General features: G+C 64.8%; 12 protein-coding genes and 1 pseudogene. 6 read left to right on the forward strand and 7 right to left on the reverse strand.

What is annotated here, in order from left to right:
* Positions 1-83 precede the first annotated feature (83 nt).
* Together J2W94_RS18120 and J2W94_RS00870 are read left to right on the forward strand one after the other, a co-directional pair.
* Positions 84-839, forward strand: a pseudogene (locus tag J2W94_RS18120) (YadA family autotransporter adhesin); the annotation flags it as partial.
* Between the two features lie 110 nt (positions 840-949).
* The gene (locus tag J2W94_RS00870) at positions 950-2827 is read left to right on the forward strand and encodes a S8 family peptidase (protein WP_310089715.1); all 1878 of its coding nucleotides are present in this window, start codon (positions 950-952) and stop codon (positions 2825-2827) included.
* A gap of 92 nt (positions 2828-2919) precedes the next feature.
* Here the strand turns inward: J2W94_RS00870 and J2W94_RS00875 are convergent, their stop codons facing one another.
* Together J2W94_RS00875 and J2W94_RS00880 are read right to left on the reverse strand one after the other, a co-directional pair.
* Positions 2920-5418, reverse strand: coding sequence for an EAL domain-containing protein (locus J2W94_RS00875; protein ID WP_310089717.1), 2499 nt, complete (start codon positions 5416-5418; stop codon positions 2920-2922).
* A gap of 229 nt (positions 5419-5647) precedes the next feature.
* Positions 5648-7030 (reverse strand): L-serine ammonia-lyase, encoded by a 1383-nt coding sequence (locus J2W94_RS00880; protein WP_310089718.1) that lies wholly within the window; start codon positions 7028-7030, stop codon positions 5648-5650.
* Between the two features lie 67 nt (positions 7031-7097).
* Between J2W94_RS00880 and J2W94_RS00885 the strand changes: the two genes are divergently transcribed.
* Positions 7098-7328 (forward strand): glutaredoxin family protein, encoded by a 231-nt coding sequence (locus tag J2W94_RS00885; RefSeq protein ID WP_310089719.1) that lies wholly within the window; start codon positions 7098-7100, stop codon positions 7326-7328.
* A 103-nt stretch (positions 7329-7431) separates the two neighbouring features.
* Entirely contained in the window at positions 7432-7986 is a 555-nt protein-coding gene (locus J2W94_RS00890) for a hypothetical protein (RefSeq protein WP_310089720.1), read from the forward strand.
* 123 nt (positions 7987-8109) lie between these two features.
* Here J2W94_RS00890 and J2W94_RS00895 read toward each other — a convergent pair whose 3' ends face one another.
* Genes J2W94_RS00895 through J2W94_RS00905 form a run of 3 tightly spaced genes read right to left on the reverse strand, consistent with a single transcriptional unit; the run spans position 8110 to position 9978 of the window.
* Entirely contained in the window at positions 8110-8694 is a 585-nt protein-coding gene (locus tag J2W94_RS00895; protein ID WP_310089722.1) for a YceI family protein, read from the reverse strand.
* On the reverse strand, positions 8684-9304 hold the full coding sequence (locus J2W94_RS00900) for a cytochrome b (RefSeq protein ID WP_310089723.1): 621 nt from the start codon (positions 9302-9304) through the stop codon (positions 8684-8686). The genes J2W94_RS00895 and J2W94_RS00900 overlap by 11 nt, the downstream gene beginning before the upstream one ends.
* Complete coding sequence (locus tag J2W94_RS00905; protein ID WP_310089724.1) at positions 9301-9978, reverse strand: YceI family protein; 678 nt, start codon at positions 9976-9978, stop codon at positions 9301-9303. Before J2W94_RS00905 ends, J2W94_RS00900 begins: the two co-directional genes overlap by 4 nt.
* Positions 9979-10084: 106 nt before the next feature.
* Here J2W94_RS00905 and J2W94_RS00910 point away from each other — a divergent pair, with 106 nt between their 5' ends.
* Together J2W94_RS00910 and J2W94_RS00915 are read left to right on the forward strand one after the other, a co-directional pair.
* Positions 10085-13618 carry a hybrid sensor histidine kinase/response regulator gene (locus J2W94_RS00910; protein ID WP_310089725.1) on the forward strand — a complete coding sequence of 1178 codons (3534 nt, stop codon included), beginning with the start codon at positions 10085-10087 and terminating at the stop codon, positions 13616-13618.
* Complete coding sequence (locus J2W94_RS00915) at positions 13615-14208, forward strand: HAD family hydrolase (protein ID WP_310089726.1); 594 nt, start codon at positions 13615-13617, stop codon at positions 14206-14208. The genes J2W94_RS00910 and J2W94_RS00915 overlap by 4 nt, the downstream gene beginning before the upstream one ends.
* 22 nt (positions 14209-14230) lie before the next feature.
* Here the strand turns inward: J2W94_RS00915 and J2W94_RS00920 are convergent, their stop codons facing one another.
* Together J2W94_RS00920 and hemE are read right to left on the reverse strand one after the other, a co-directional pair.
* The gene (locus J2W94_RS00920) at positions 14231-14857 is read right to left on the reverse strand and encodes a hypothetical protein (RefSeq protein WP_310089727.1); all 627 of its coding nucleotides are present in this window, start codon (positions 14855-14857) and stop codon (positions 14231-14233) included.
* Between the two features lie 33 nt (positions 14858-14890).
* Positions 14891-15955 (reverse strand): uroporphyrinogen decarboxylase, encoded by a 1065-nt coding sequence (gene hemE, locus J2W94_RS00925; protein ID WP_310089728.1) that lies wholly within the window; start codon positions 15953-15955, stop codon positions 14891-14893.
* Positions 15956-15960: the final 5 nt, after the last annotated feature.

Below are 15960 nucleotides of genomic sequence, written 5' to 3' on the forward strand. Positions count from 1 at the left end.
TGACCGGGCTCAGCAACCGCATCGGTTCTCTTGAGCAAGGTTCGGGCGGCGGTGGCGGCAATATCCCGTCGGGCACCGGCAATGGCCTGGCGATCGGCCAGGGCAGCGTCGCCACCGATGCCGGCGACACCGCGGTGGGCACAGGTTCGACGGTCGGGGCCGATGGCGGCACTGCAGTCGGCAGCAACAGTTCGATCAGCGCGACCGCGACCAACGCCGTTGCGGTCGGTGCGGACGCCAGCGTCACCGCGGCCAACGGCACCGCCATCGGCCAGGGCGCATCGGCTACCGCTAGCGGCGCGGTCGCGATCGGCCAGGGCTCGGTGGCCAACGAGGCCAATACCGTCTCGGTCGGTAGCGCCGGCAACGAACGCCGCGTCACCAATGTGGCCGCAGGCGTCAACACCACCGATGCGGCCAACGTCGGTCAGATGCAGGCAGGCGACGCGGCCACCTTGACTGCGGCCAACAGCTACACCGACACCACCGCGACCAGAACGCTCAGCTCCGCCAACGCCTATACCGATAGCCGCTTCACTGCGATGAACGACCAGTTCACCCAACTGACCAACGACATCGGTATGCGCCTGAGCAAACAAGATCAACGCATCGACCGGATGGGCGCGATGAGCTCGGCGATGATGAATATGTCGATCAACGCCGCCGGCAGCCGCAGTCCGCGCGGCCGGGTCGCGGTCGGCGCCGGTTGGCAGAACGGAGAAAGCGCCTTGTCGGTCGGTTACTCGAAGGCGGTCGGCGAACGTGCGTCCTTCAGCATCGGCGGCGCCTTCAGCAGCGACGACAAATCGGCGGGCGTCGGTTTCGGCTTCGATCTGTAATCCCCTGCAACAACCACACGTGTTGAAAGCGAAAGTCGTCGGGATCCGGTTTCCCCTGAGGCAGGTCCTGCGCTGTTCGCCAAAACTTTGCATTTCCTAGGAGAGAGAACGTGAGAAAGAGCACTCGTATTGCCTGCACCGGAACACTCGCCACCGCCGTGGTCGCTGCGCTATCGGCTTTCGCATCGGATTATTTCAGCGCCGCGCCGCGGACGATGTCCAGCCCGAGCGCGGCTGTCTCGGCGGCCTCGGTCTCCGCAGGTGTCGCGAACAACAGCAGGAAAGTTCTTCCCGGCAGTGCGTTGAGGCAGGCGAGTTTCGACCGCTTCATCGTCAAGTACGGCGACGGAACCGCCGCGCGCAGCAGCCAGACGCTGTTGTTGAACGCGATCAATGCAGCCGCAATGCGCGCCGGTGTCGCCGGTACCAAACTATCGGCCAACGGCAGCAGCGCGGCGCTGAGCATGCAGTACGTACGCAGGCTGGCCACTGGCGGCGACGTGATCCGCCTGTCGCGAGGACTGAACCAGAATGAAGCCAACGCCTTGCTCGCGCAGCTGCGGGCGGATCCGTCGGTCAAATACGCGCAGCCGGACTACATCAAGCAGCGGCTGGACTTCACCCCGAACGATCCACGCCTGGATCTGCAGTGGCATTACACCCACCCGACGACCGGCATCAAGGCCCCCACCGCGTGGGATACATCGACGGGCGAGGGCGTGGTGGTGGCGGTGCTGGACACCGGCTATCTCGACCACGCGGATCTCAACGCCAACATCGTGCCGGGTTACGACTTCATCATCGACACCGTCGTCGCCGGTGATGGCGACGGGCGCGATGCCGATGCGCACGATCCGGGCGACTGGGAAGGCGGCGGCACCAGCTCTTTCCATGGCACTCACGTCGCGGGCACGGTGGCCGCGGTGACCAACAACGGCTTAGGCCTTGCGGGCGTCGCCTTCAACGCCAAGGTGCAGCCGGTGCGCGTGCTTGGCCATGGCGGCGGTTATACCTCCGATATCGCCGATGCCATCACCTGGGCTTCGGGCGGTACGGTCGCGGGTGTGCCCGACAACGCCAATCCGGCGGAGGTCATCAACATGAGCCTGGGCGGTTACGGTTCGTGCAACGACGATCCGGTGACGCAGGCCGCCATCGACGGCGCGGTCAGCCGCGGCGTGACCGTGGTGGTCGCCGCGGGTAACGACAACCAGGACGCCGCCTATCACTCGCCCGCCAGTTGCGTGGGCGTGATCACGGTCGGCGCCACGGGCGTCGATGGCGCCCGTTCCTACTTTTCCAATTACGGTGCCGCCGTCACCCTTTCGGCGCCGGGTGGCAACGCAACCAGCGGCTCGTCTCCGAACGACCGCTGGATCTGGTCGTTGGGCAACAGCGGTACGCAAGCGCCCGTCGCCAGTCCAGCCGGCGATCTGATGGTCGGCATGATCGGGACGTCGATGGCCAGCCCGCACGTGGCCGGCATCGTCGCGTTGATGCAAAGCGCAGCGGTAGGCGCCGGCAGGCCCGCACTGACCCCGGCGCAGGTAAAAACCCTGCTCCGCACTACGGTGACGCCGTTCACGGTGATGCCGCCGGTCAGCCAATCGCAGGGACCCGGTATCGCCAACGCCGCGGCAGCGGTATTGGCAGCGACTCAGGACATCCCGGTCGATCAAGGCACCTTGCTCGACAACCGGATCGCTATAACGGGCCAGACCGGCGCCACCGGCGATGCGCTGCTGTACAAAATCGTGGTGCCGGCCGGCAGGACCAGCTTGAACCTGCGTACCTATGGCGGTACCGGCAACGTCTCGATCTATGTCGCCTACGAACGCACGCCGTCCGCGACGAGTTACGACCGCAAGTCGGCCAAGGCCGGCAACAGCGAAGCGGTGGTCATCACCAATCCGGCTGCGGGGACGTACTACCTCAGCGTGGTGGGCGAGAGCCCCTTCGCCAACGTCTCGGTGATGGGTTTGTACTAGCAGCTAATGGCGGCAACGGGAGCGATCCCGTTCCGTCCGCGATGCGATCGGCGCCCGGGATATCCCGGGCGTTTTTTTGCAAGGTGTTTCGCTCAAGCGGTAAGCCTGATTCGCACGTGGCGTTCGAAGTCGGCTGCCGACATCGGCCGCCCGAACAGATAGCCTTGCGCCTCGCCGCAACCGCAAGCCAGCAGCGGTGCGAGTTGGGTTTCGCGTTCGATGCCCTCGGCGACCACGGTCATGCCCAGGCTGTTTCCGAGCTCGGCCACCGCGCGCACGATCGCCCGGCCGGGGCCGACCTGATCGATCTGGTCGATGAAGCTACGGTCGATCTTGAGTTTGCCGAGCGGGAACTGGCTCAGGTAGCTGAGGCTGGAATAGCCGGTGCCGAAGTCGTCCAGCGCGATCACCACGCCGAGGTCCGACAGGGCGTGCATGGTGGCGATGCTCGATTCGGGGTCGTACATGATTTGGCGCTCGGTGATTTCAAGTTCCAGGTCGCCGGCCGGATAGTCGTGCTGGTGCAGCGCCTCGGTTACCGCGTCGCGCAGGCGGGCGGCGTTGCGGAACTGCGTGCCGGAGACGTTCACCGCCATGCGCAACGAGGCCAGGCCTCGTGCGCGCCATTGCGCCGATTGGCGGATGGCCTCGATCAGCACCCATTCGCCTAGCGATTCCATCAGGCCGTTCTCTTCGGCGACCGGGATGAAGGTGGCGGGTGTGATCCGGCCGTGTTTGGGATGATCCCAGTAGACCAGGGCTTCGGCGCCGATGACGCGTCGGCTCTGCAGTTCGACGACAGGTTGGTAGAGAACGACCAGTTGATCGCGTTCGGCGGCCTGGCGCAGCTCGTTGAGCATGATGAAGCGGCGCGTGACGGTCTCTTCCATGTCGGTCTGGAAGCGCAGGTGGAGGTTCTTGCCCGCCGCTTTGGCGTGGTACAGCGCGTTGTCGGCGCGACGCAGCAGCAAATCGTGTTTGTCGCCATGCTCGGGATAGCGCACGCTGCCGATACTGAGAGTGACCCCCAATTGCTCGCCCTCCACCCGCAGCGGCAGCGATATGCGCCGGATCAGTTCGTTGGCGATGCCGTCGTCCCGAAGCGCGCTTCCGGCCGGCAGCAGGACGATGAATTCGTCGCCGCCGAAGCGGAACACTTCGCCATCGATGCCGACGGCATCGCGCAGGCGTTGCGCTACTTGGGTCAGCACGCGGTCGCCCGCGCTGTGGCCGAGCGAATCGTTGATTTCCTTGAATCCGTCCAGATCGGCGAACAACAGGCCGAAACCGGCATCGCCGCGGCGATTCACCAGTTCGGCGAGGCGAAGCTGGAATTGAGTGCGATTGGGTAGTCCGGTGAGACCGTCGAAGTAGGCGAGGCGTTTTATGTGTTCCTCCGCTTGCTTGCGTTCGGTGAGGTCGATGATGGTGGCCAGCACCACCTGGCGATCGTCGACCGTCAGCGGATTGAGCCTGAGTTCGACCGGAACTTCGACGCCGTTCTTACGCAGGCAGTACATATCGCGCCCGGCATCGATCCGGCGCAGTTGCGGGATCAGGCTGTAACTGTCGCCAAGCGCGCCAGGCCCGGCGCGGAAGCGGACCGGCACCAGGATGTCTACGGATTGGCCGATCAACTCGGTTCGCGGGTAGCCGAGCAGACCTTCGGCCGCGATATTGGCCAACATGATGCGGCCGTCGCCGTCGACCATCAGCATCGCGCCAGGCGTGTTCTCGACCAGCGTGCGAAAGCGCTGCTCGCTGGCGCGCAGGTCGCAGGTCAATTCCCCGGCGAGCGCTTCCGCTTGCGCGCGGACCTCGGCGCTATGGGTGAGCTTGGCCTCGGCGTCGCGGAGGTTCTGCCGGGCCCTGCGTTGATCGCGATGCGAGCCCACGGTCATCACCGCGAGGAACAGCAGGGTGTTGCTGACGATGGCCAAACTCAGTTGCTCGCCGGGCACCGCGTTCGGACGGGTTGCGCAATAGGTTTCCGGACCGAGCAACATGGCTTGCATGCCGGTGTAGTGCATGCCGCAGATTCCGAGCCCCATCAGCGCCGCGGCGCCGACCTGGATGTTGAAATGGCTCTCGCCCCGATCCCAGGAGAAGCGCGTCAGCAACACCAGCGCGATCAGCGAGACCACGACCGCTACGGCGAATGAAGCCGCTACCCATGCGACCGACCAAGCGGGTGGCGGGACGAAGGTGATCGCGGCCATGCCCGAGTAGTGCATGACGCAGATTCCAAGCCCCATCATCAGGGCCGCAAGCAACAACTGCGCCCATCCGCGTTTGCGTGTGCCGGCGATGTACAAGGCTAGAGCGGAGGACAGGATGGCCGGCAGCACCGAGGCCGCCGTCATCGGCAGGTCGTAGAGAATGGGCACCGGCAGATGGAAAGCGAGCATGCCCATGAAATGCATGGACCAGATGCCCAGGCCGAGCGCCGTTCCGCCCGCCCATATCCACAGTACGGTCCGGTGCGCCGCTGCCTCGCGTACGCGCCCGGCGAGCTGGATCGCCACGAACGCTGCGAACCAGGCGATCAGGAACGACAGGATGACCGTCCATAGGTCGTATTGGCCCTGCACCGACGTTCCCCTAGAGTCGTGACCCGCATTCGAGGCCGGGATGCGCGCACTGTAGTTGCATAGAATGCGGCGAAGCGTGCGCTATGACGCGTTTATGACAACAACGGTGGGCGCAGGGCGAAGCGCTCGTCCGGGCCGAAGTCGGGACGCTGTCGTGTTTCCGTGCGGTGTAACGCCGCTTATCCTTCTTGCAAGGTCGGGCGCAAGACTTGCCTAGACGAGATCCGGTTCAGCACTCGATGACGTTGACCGCCAGTCCGCCGCGGCTGGTTTCCTTGTACTTGTCCTGCATGTCACGGCCGGTGTCGCGCATGGTCTTGATGACCTTGTCCAGGGAAACCTTGTGCTTGCCATCGCCGCGCGCGGCCATGCGGCTGGCGTTGATGGCCTTCACCGCGCCCATCGCATTGCGTTCGATGCAGGGAATCTGCACCAGCCCGCCGATCGGATCGCAAGTCAGTCCCAGGTTGTGCTCCATGCCGATTTCGGCGGCGTTCTCTATCTGGCTGGAAGTGCCGCCCAGCGCGGCGACCAGACCACCTGCCGCCATCGAACACGCCACTCCCACTTCGCCCTGGCAACCGACTTCGGCGCCGCTGATCGAGGCGTTTTCCTTGTAGAGGATGCCGATGGCCGCCGCGGTCAGCAGGAAATTGAAGACGCCTTCCTCGTTCGCGCCCGGGCAGAAGCGATCGTAGTAATGCAGCACCGAAGGGATGATGCCGGCCGCGCCATTGGTGGGCGCAGTCACCACGCGCCCGCCCGCCGCGTTCTCTTCGTTCACCGCCAACGCGTACAGGTTCACCCAGTCCAGGGTGGTCAACGGATCGCGCATCGCCGCTTCCGGTTTGCTGGACAGTTCGTTGAACAGGGCAGGGGCGCGACGAGTGACGTGCAGGCCGCCGGGCAAGGTGCCTTCCTGGCGGATGCCGCGGGCCACGCAGCTTTGCATCGCCGTCCAGATCTCGCGCAGACCGGCCTTGATCTCGTCCTCGCTGCGCCAGGATTTTTCGTTCTCGAACATCAGCTGGGCGATGCTGAGCCCGCTCTCGCGCGATTGCGCCAGTAGCTCGTCGCCGCTATGGAACGGGTAAGGCAACGGAGTTTCGTCGGCGACGATCCGGTCCGAAGCCGCGTCGTCCTGGTTGACCACGAAACCGCCGCCGACCGAGTAGTAGTCGCGCGTGGCGATCACTTCGTCGTTGGCGTCGAATGCGGTGAAGCGCATGCCGTTGGTGTGGAAGGGCAGCTTCTGCCGTTTGTTCATCACCAGGTCGCGCTTTTCGTCGAAGGCGACCGGATGGCGGCCGGACAGCAGCAGTTTCTTCTCGCCGCGGATGCGGGCGAGCGCGGCGGGAATGACGTCGGGATCGATCAGGTTGGGCATGTGGCCTTCCAGCCCCATCAGCACCGCCTTGTCGGTGCCGTGGCCACGTCCAGTCAGCGCCAGCGAACCGAAGACCTCGGCGCGCAATCGCACCACGTCCTGCAGCCGCCCCGGCTCCTCGATCCAGCGCGCGACAAAGCGCGCCGCGGCGCGCATGGGGCCGACGGTGTGGGAGGAACTCGGCCCGATGCCGATCTTGAAAAGGTCGAAAGTGCTGACTGCCATGCGGCTATTCTATGCTTTCGCGATGAACCGCCCTCCTGCGGCGCAGCACTTTCCCGGGATTGACCGCTTGCCACTGATCCTCTATCAGCGCGACGACTGCCATCTCTGCGACCTAGCGCTGGAAATGCTGGCGGCGGCGCGGCTGCCCGACTTCGAAAGCGTTTTCATCGACGAGGACGACTCGTTGGAGGCCGCTTACGGAATCCGCGTGCCGGTTTTGCGCGACGAAGCGACCGGGCGCGAGCTGGATTGGCCGTTCGATGCGGCCCGATTGCGGCAATGGCTGCCGACCGAATAGCGGTCGTTCCGTAAGCTGTCTGCTGACCGAATGCCGGAATCCGACCACGGTTCTCCTTGGCAGGGAAGGGTAGGCTTGCGGTTACGCCAACAGGGATGCATGCATGGGCCGGAATACCGTCTGGATCGGATTGCTCGGCGCCTTGATGCTAGGAGCGTTATCCGTCACCGCGAAATCATCGGATGCATCGCCGCCCGTGTGGACTTCGCTGGAGGGCATGCATGCGGACTACGTGCGGGCGTTCGTGGAGAGCGATGGCTTCGGCAAGGCGCGGATAACGCCGATGATGAGGCTCATGCATAGCGGGAGATTGACGCTGGACGACAAACCCTTGCACGTCGGCGACGTGCAGCTGATCGGCATCGCCAAGCACGATCCGCCAGTGGTGTATGCGAGCGGCTTCATGGCGTTCCAGCATGCCGATACCGACGAAAGCTTCCTACCCATGAGGGCGAGCCGCTCTGTCGATGGCCAGGAAAGGCTGATCCTGCGCACGCTGGAGAAAGAGCAGGAAGTCGTGGCTCGGACCGATGCCTCGGGACTCAAGGCCTACGGCGCCATCCGTGCGACCACCGCATGCCTGGAATGTCACCGCAGCAAGCGCGAGGGCGATTTGCTCGGCGCCTTCGTTTACAGGCTGGAACCTGCGCGGGAATGATGCCTCTCGCGGCGCCCTAAGTTTGCAGTCGTACGTAGGGCGGGCACTGCCCGCCGGCTCTTCTCTCGCGGCCCGAAAGCTCGGCGGGCAATGCCCGGCCTACGCCATGGGCCGTGCGGGCGATTATTTCGCAGGCTTGAACACGACCTTCGTACTCACCGCCACCTCGTTCGGGATGGTCTTGGTATCGGCCCAGTCGCCGGTGCCGACGCCGAAGTCCAGGCGTTTGACCGTGGCTTTGCCGCTCAGCACAGGTTGCGCGCCCGGGGTCCAGGTGAAGGTCAGGGTGACCGGCTTGCTGACGCCGCGCAGGCTCAGGTTGCCGTCGGCGGCGTACTGATTGCCGCCTAGCGAACGGAACTTCGTCGCCGTATAGCGGGCCTGCGCGAACTTGGCGACGTTGAAGAAATCGGCGCCGGACAAGGTGGAATCGCGGTCGCCATTGCCGGTGCTGGTACCGGCCAGCGGAATTACCACCTCCAGCTTCGAGGTCGCCAGCTTGGCCGGATCGAAGCTCAGCGTAGTGGTGAAACTGGCGAATTTGCCGGTGAACACCTCGCCGTCGTACTTGCTGGCGAACACCAGGCTGGATCCTGGCGCCTGCACGTAGTCGGCGGCGAAGGCGGGCGAGGCGGCCATCGTCGCCACCAATGCGGCGGCGGTAAGCAGAGGAGAGGCGAAGACGCGCGATTTGGAATCAGGAGACATGCGGGGGTTCCTCGGGTTTCGTGGCGATTGCAGGAGCGGGTTCGTTATCGTCGATGCGGGGTGAACGCCGCGGCAACATGCGGGTAAGCGTGGCGTCGCGCTGGAAGAAGTGATGGTAGAAGGCGGCGCCCGCATGGGAGACGACCAGCGCCACCAGCAACCAGAAGCCCCATTCATGCACGGCAAGGGAAGCATCGCGCAGCGATTCGTCCGGCGGGCTCAGCTTGGGCATCTCGAACAGGCCGAACCAGCGGAACGGGCGCAGTCCGCTGGCCGAGTCGTACAACCAGCCGGAAAGCGGCATGGCCAGGATCAGTCCGTACAGCATCCAGTGGGTGACGTTGGCGACCTGTTTCTGCCAGGTCGGCGTGCCGGGTACCGGTTCCGGCTTGCCCGCGTACAGGCGCCACGCCAGCCGCGCGACGACCAGCACCAGCACCGTGATGCCGGTGGATTTGTGCGCGGTGTAGACCCAGAAATACTTCGGCGTCTTCGGCAGCTCGACCATGGTCAGGCCGACGATGGCCATGCCCAGGATCAGCAGCACGATCAACCAGTGAAAGGCCTGGCTTACCGGGCCCCAACGGTCGGCAGTGTTCTTCAAGGTCATGGCGTGGCGGGCTCCGCGGTTTGGGTAGGCGTGATGGGTGGCGTGGCGGGCGGCTGTGCGCCATCGTGTTCGTCGTTGTCGTCATCGTCCTTGCGGGTGCGCGTGGCCTCCACCTCCAAGCGCAGGTCCACGCGGTCGCCGATCACCGACTTCCAGGCATCGATGCCGAAATCCGCACGGCTGAGGGTGGCGGTGGCGGAAAATCCCGCGGTGCGCCGGAACGGCGGCAGCGGATGGCGCTTGAGCGCATTGAGGGTCACTTCCAACTTCACTTCCTTGGGAACGCCATGCAGGGTCAGCGTGCCGTATACAGAGGCATGCTGCGGGTCGATGGGTTCGATTCGGGTCGAAACGAAAGTGGCGGTGGGGAATTCCTCTACGTCAAGCAGGTTGCGCGCCAGTACGGCCTGGTTCCACTTCTCGTCGCCCAGGTCCAGCCTTTGCAGGGGGACGCTGACTTCAAGCCGGGCCGTAGTCCAGTTCTCCGGATCGAATTGCAGATGGCCGTTGCTGCCGGACACGGTGCCGATGGCCTTGGAAAAGCCGGCGTGTTCGACTGCGATCATGACCCGGGTATGCACCGGATCCAGTTCATAAGCCGCACTCGCCGCCCACGCCGGCAGGGCCGGCAGCGACAGTAAGAGGGCGACGCCAAGGCGGGGGCACGGGTTCATAGGCCCGGGATTCTAGGTGGGTGCTGCTGAAGATACGCCGCTTGCACATGCAACGGTCCGTTGCGATGCTGCCCGCACAGGGAAGCGGGCCAGGTGGGGGTAGGGAATGAAGCGGTGCCTTTGGTTGCTGGGGCTGGTCATGCTGTGCGTCACCGCGCAGGCGACCGTGCCCGAGATACCGCGTTTCCGATTGCTGGGTTCCGCCGATGGCCTGCCTGCCACCACTATCCCGGCGCTGGCACGGGACCGCGAAGGCTATCTGTGGATCGCCACCTGGGATGGGCTGGCCCGTTACGACGGGGTGGGCTTCCAGGTATGGCGGCATAATCCCGACGACCCCGCTTCATTGCCCGGCAACGTCGTGCAGGCGCTGCACATAGATAGCGACGACCGGATCTGGGTGGCGACGGAAAACGGCGGCCTCAGCGTGATGGGAAAGGAGCGTAAAGGTTTCCGCCATTACCGCCTGGCCGACCATCCCGAGATGGGCAGCGACGATGTTTTCACCATCGCCAGTCAGGGGAAAGATCTGTGGTTCGGCACTTTCGGCGGCGGTCTGCATCGTCTGTCTCCGCAAGGACTGATTACTGGCTTCCGCGCCGACGAGAATTCGCCTGGCGGCCTGCCGTCGGACACGGTGCTGTCGCTTTCCTTCGACCACAAAGGGGGGCTGTGGATCGGGACCATGGGCGGGTTGGCTCGTTTCGACGGCAAGGCCGTGCACCGAGTCGCGACGCCGGCCGGCGAAGACCTGATGGTCTATTCGGTGACCCGCATCGGCGACACGCAGTGGGTCGGCACTTCCGAAGGCGTTTTCCAGTGGCGCGCCGACGGTCGTTGGCAGACGCCGGAGTGGTCGCCGATGTTCGCTCGGCCCAATGCGGTGATGACGATCTTGAGCGACGGCAGCGGCGAATATTGGCTGGCCAGCCAGGGCGGTCTGTGGCGGACCGAAGGCAACGGCGCTCCGGCACCTGTGGTCCACGATGATCTGGGCGCCGGCATAGGCCGCGTAGTGCAGACCGCATTACTGCAACCCGATGGCGGCATGTGGGTGCCGGTGCCTACCAAAGGCCTGGCCTATTTGCGCTCGGATTGGCGGCGCATCGCCGCTTTCTCGCGTGCGCAAGGCCTTGCCGGCGGTGTTTATCGCGGTCTTTCCGCGGCGGGTGCAGACCATATCTGGCTGGCCAGCACCATCGGTAAAGTGGAGCGCCTCAATACCCATACCGGCGAAATCTCGTCGTTGGGAATGTACGAAGAGGAGCTCAAGGATGTCCGCCTGATTTCGGCGCTGGAAGACAGCAAGGGCCGCCTGTGGCTGGGCTATCGCAAGGGATTGATACGGATCGACTTGGCGACCCGCGAAATGCGCACCTGGGCGACGGAAGACCCGCACGATGCCCATCCCGACGAAAGCACGGTGGATTGGCTGGTGGAGACACCCGATGGATTGTGGCTGTCCACTCAGATGGGCAGCGTGCAGCATCGCGACCTGGATACCGGCAAGGTGCTCGACAACTTCGCGGTGGACGCGGACGGTTCGCCGCAATCGGACGTGGAAGCGATGGTGCGCGCGCCCGATGGCGGTTTGTGGCTGGCGGGTGCGAAAGGTCTGCGGCGTTGGCAATCCGAACAACGCAAATTCGTCGCCTTGCCCGCGTTCGGCGAACAACGCGTGTTCGGGTTCGTGTTCGAGAGTGCAGATAGGCTCTGGCTGCATCGCCTGTCGGGCCTGGAGGCCTGGCATCGCGACGCTTCCGGCCGCTGGGCACTGGCAAAGCGCGTCACCAAGGCGGAGGACTTGCCGGCGCTGGAATCCACCGGTTTGCAGATAGACGCGAAGAAGCGGCTGTGGCTGGCGACGCGACGGGGTCTTTTCCGCTTCGATCCGCAAACCAACCAAGTGCGCAATTACGGCGTGCGCGATGGCTTGCTCAGCCAGGAATTCAACGATCGCGCCCTGCTGATGACCAGCGATGGCGTGTTGGCGGGAAGCGCGGCCGATGGCTCGGTGATGCTGCTGGACACGCGCCTGCCCGATCCGGCGCCGATCACGCCGCACCTGGTGCTGGATGCGCTGCAGGTCAGCCGCGAGGATGGAGTCGTCGCACTGCCGGCTGCAGGCGGATTCACTTTGCAGCCGGGCGATCACGAACTGCAGATCAGCGCGCGCCTGCTTTCCTTCGACGATCCGCTGGTCAACCGCTATCGCTCGCTGCTGGAAGGCTTCGACAAGGATTGGGTGGACCAGGGTGCCAGCGGCGAACGCGCGTTTTCCACCCTGTCGCCGGGCAATTACGTGCTGCATGTGCAAGCTTTCGACGATGTGGGCAATGCCTCGGCCGAACGCATTCTGCGTTTCCAGGTGTCGCCGCCCTGGTGGCGCAGCAAATGGGGAATCGCCGCGTTCGTGGCGCTCGGCCTGTTGCTGCTGGGCGTCGCTGGCGCCCTGTATCGGCGTCGCTTGCGTCGCCGTAGCGCTTGGCAGTTGGCCGAACACAAGCGCGACGTGGCCGAACAGGCGTCGCTGGCCAAGACCCGCTTCCTGGCCACGTTGGGCCACGAAGTGCGCACGCCGATGACCGGCGTGCTGGGCATGAGCGAACTGCTGCTGGCCACGCCGTTGGATCAGAAACAGCGCGGCTACACCCACGCCATCCAAAATGCCGGCACGCATCTCTTGCGCCTGGTCAACGATGCGCTGGATATCGCGCGGATCGAGGCCGGCAAGCTGGAATTGCAACAGCAGGCTTTCGACGTGCGTGCGTTGGTGGACGAAGTGGTGGGATTGACCGCGCCCATGGCCGAGCAGCGCGGCCTCAGCTTTTCCGACGAAGTAGCGGCGACCGTGCCGGCGGCGTTGCAGGGCGATCCGGTGCGGGTGCGGCAGATCCTGCTCAACCTGCTGGGCAATGCGATCAAATTCACCGAGAAAGGAGGCGTGACCTTGCGTGTCTCGCCCTCTGCGCCGCAGGGAATACGGTTGGCGATCGGCGACACGGGCCCTGGCATCAGCGAGGAACAACAGACCCGCTTGTTCCAGCGTTTCGAGCAGGCCGAGGGCGCGCGCACCGCCGCGCGTTACGGCGGCAGCGGCCTGGGTCTGGCGATCTGCCAGGAGCTGGCGGTGGCCATGGGCGGGCGGATCAGCGTGGAAAGCACGCCGGGGCGGGGCACGTGCTTCATCGTGCAGTTGCCGCTGGCCACCGCCGCGGATCTGCCTCGACAGCGCCCTGCCGATCCATCGGCGCCGTCGCCTTCGCTGCACATCCTGCTGGTCGAAGACGACGCCACCGTAGCCGAAGTGATCGCCGGTTTGCTGCGCGCGCGCGGGCACCAGGTCACTCACGCGGCCCATGGTCTGGCGGCGCTGACGCGAACGGCGACGCAGGCGTTCGATCTCGCGCTGCTGGACTTGGATCTGCCGGGCCTGGATGGCCTGGCCCTGGCTCGTCAGTTGCGCGCCCAATCGTTCAAGGCGCCGTTGATCGCGGTGACGGCGCGTGCCGACGCGGAAGCGGAACCGTTGGCGCAAGCGGCGGGTTTCGATGGTTTCCTGCGCAAGCCGGTGACCGGCGATCTGCTGGCGGCGGCCATCGAACGGGCTTTGGCGAAAAGCGAGGCCGCTCCGCAGTGAATTTGGCCCTGTTCGATTTCGACGGCACCATCACCACTCGGGAAATGTTTCCCGATTTCATGCGCTTTTCCGTAACTCCGCGCCGCCTGGCCATCGGCAAGATCTTGCTTGCGCCTTGGGTCGGCGGTTATCGCATGGGCGTGGTTTCCGGGAAACGGATTCGTTCCCGCATCGTGCATTTCGGTTTCCGCGGCGTGCCGGAAGCCTCCGTGCGGAAGGCCGGCCATGCCTTCGCACGCGATGTCCTGCCGAGTGTGGTCAGGCCGATAGCGTTGGACAGGATCCGTTGGCACCAGGCGCAGGGCGATCGCGTGGTGGTGGTCTCGGGTTCGCTGGACGTTTACCTTTCCCATTGGTGCGGACAGCAGGGGCTGGAGCTGATCTGCTCGCGGTTGGAGACCGCCGAGGGACGGTTGACCGGACGTTACCTGGGCGCGCAATGCGTGGGCGAGGAGAAATCGCGAAGAGTGCGCGAACGTTGCGATCTCGATGCCTACGCCGTCGTGTACGCCTATGGGGATACGCGCGAGGATCGTGAGATGCTGGATCTGGCGGACAGGAAATATTTCCGCTGGCAGGAAGTGGCCTGATCTCGACCTTCGAGGCCTGCGCCTAGTCCGACCAGGCTTCCGCGTACACCGTGCGTTGTGGATCGTCCTGCTCCGGATGGACCCAGATGCCGCCGACCTCGCTGGTCTCCAGATACAGGCCTTCTTCGCTTTCGGTCATGGCGCAGCTGTTCTCCACCAGCGCGGCGGGGTTGTCCTGTTGCGCGCCGCAACGCGCCTCGATGAACCGCTTCAACGCGTCGCGTGCTTCTTCGTAGGGTCGCTGCAGGATGTACTGGTGGTCGCTCCACAAGTCCGAATCCATCAGCCGCACCTCCGCCAGCGGCTGGCCGGCGAACTGCGCCATGCCGGTCTTGAGGAAACCGGTGATGGTGGTGGCCAGCATGTCGAAGCCGACGTCTTCCTCCTTCAGGCCCTCGCATTCCAGATGGATGCGATCCACGCTGCGTTTCCATAGCGGATCGAGTTCGTCGATGCGTTTGGCGCGAATCTGGTCGCAGGTCATCGGCAGCTGATTGCCGGCTTCGTCGAAAGTCGGTTGGTGCACGGTCAGCTCGGGGAAATCGCCGCCCGACAATTGCAGTACCGGCGCCGGCGTTGCCGCCCACGAGGACCATGCCAGAGTCGATAGACCCAGCAGCGTGGCGAAGATGAAGCGGCGGCATTCCATGCGGGCTCCAGGACGATCCGGGACTGGAAAAACTCAGGCGGGGCTGCGCGCGGACAGCGTGTGCACGGCATCCACCAGTACGCCCACATGCTCGGGATCCATGTCCGGCGACATGCCATGGCCGAGGTTGAAGACGTGGCCAGAACCCTGGCCATAGCTGTTCAGCACATTGCCCACCTGGGTGCGGATCGCTTCGGGCGAACCGTACAGCACCGCCGGATCCAGGTTGCCCTGCAAGGCGACCTTGCCGCCGGTGCGGCGGCGCGCTTCGGACAACTCCACCAGCCAATCCACGCCCACCGCATCGGTGCCGCTTTCGGCCAGCGCTTCCAGGTGCGCGGCGTTGCCCTTGCCGAACAGGATCAGCGGAGTGAATTCCTCATTTGCGCCGCGGTCCAGCTCGCGCGCGATGCGGGTCAGGTACGGAAGCGAGAATTCGCGGTACATCGCCGGACTGAGTACACCGCCCCAGGTATCGAAGACCTGCAAGGCCTGCGCGCCCGCCGCACGCTGCGCGGAAAGGTAGGCGATCACCGCATCGGTGTTGACCGACAGCAGCCCGTGCAAGGTGGCGGGATCGTTCAGCGCCATCGCCTTGATCCGTGCGAAGTCCTTACTGCCGCCGCCTTCGACCATGTAGCAGGCCAGCGTCCACGGGCTGCCGGAGAAACCGATCAGCGGCACTTTGCCGTCCAGTTCGCCGCGGATCACGCGCACCGCGTCCATCACATAGCGCAGCTCGGTTTCCATATCCGGAACGCCGAGCTTGGCCAGGTCGGCCGCGCTGCGCACCGTGTTGCGGAACTTGGGGCCTTCGCCGTCGACGAAATACAGTTCCAGACCCATCGCATCGGGAATGGTGAGGATGTCGGAGAACAGGATCGCCGCATCCAGATCGAAACGCGCCAGCGGCTGCAGCGTGATCTCGCAGGCGATCTCCGGATTCTTGGCCATGGCCAGGAAGCTGCCGGCCTTGGCCCGGGTGGCGCGGTATTCGGGAAGATAGCGTCCGGCCTGGCGCATCAGCCAGACGGGGGTGCAGTCCACGGGTTGGCGCTTGAGCGCGCGCAGCAGGCGGTCGTTCTTCAAAGCAGTCATGGTGG

The sequence above is a fragment of the Pseudoxanthomonas sacheonensis genome (assembly GCF_031455975.1).
GTDB lineage: Bacteria > Pseudomonadota > Gammaproteobacteria > Xanthomonadales > Xanthomonadaceae > Pseudoxanthomonas_A > Pseudoxanthomonas_A sacheonensis_A.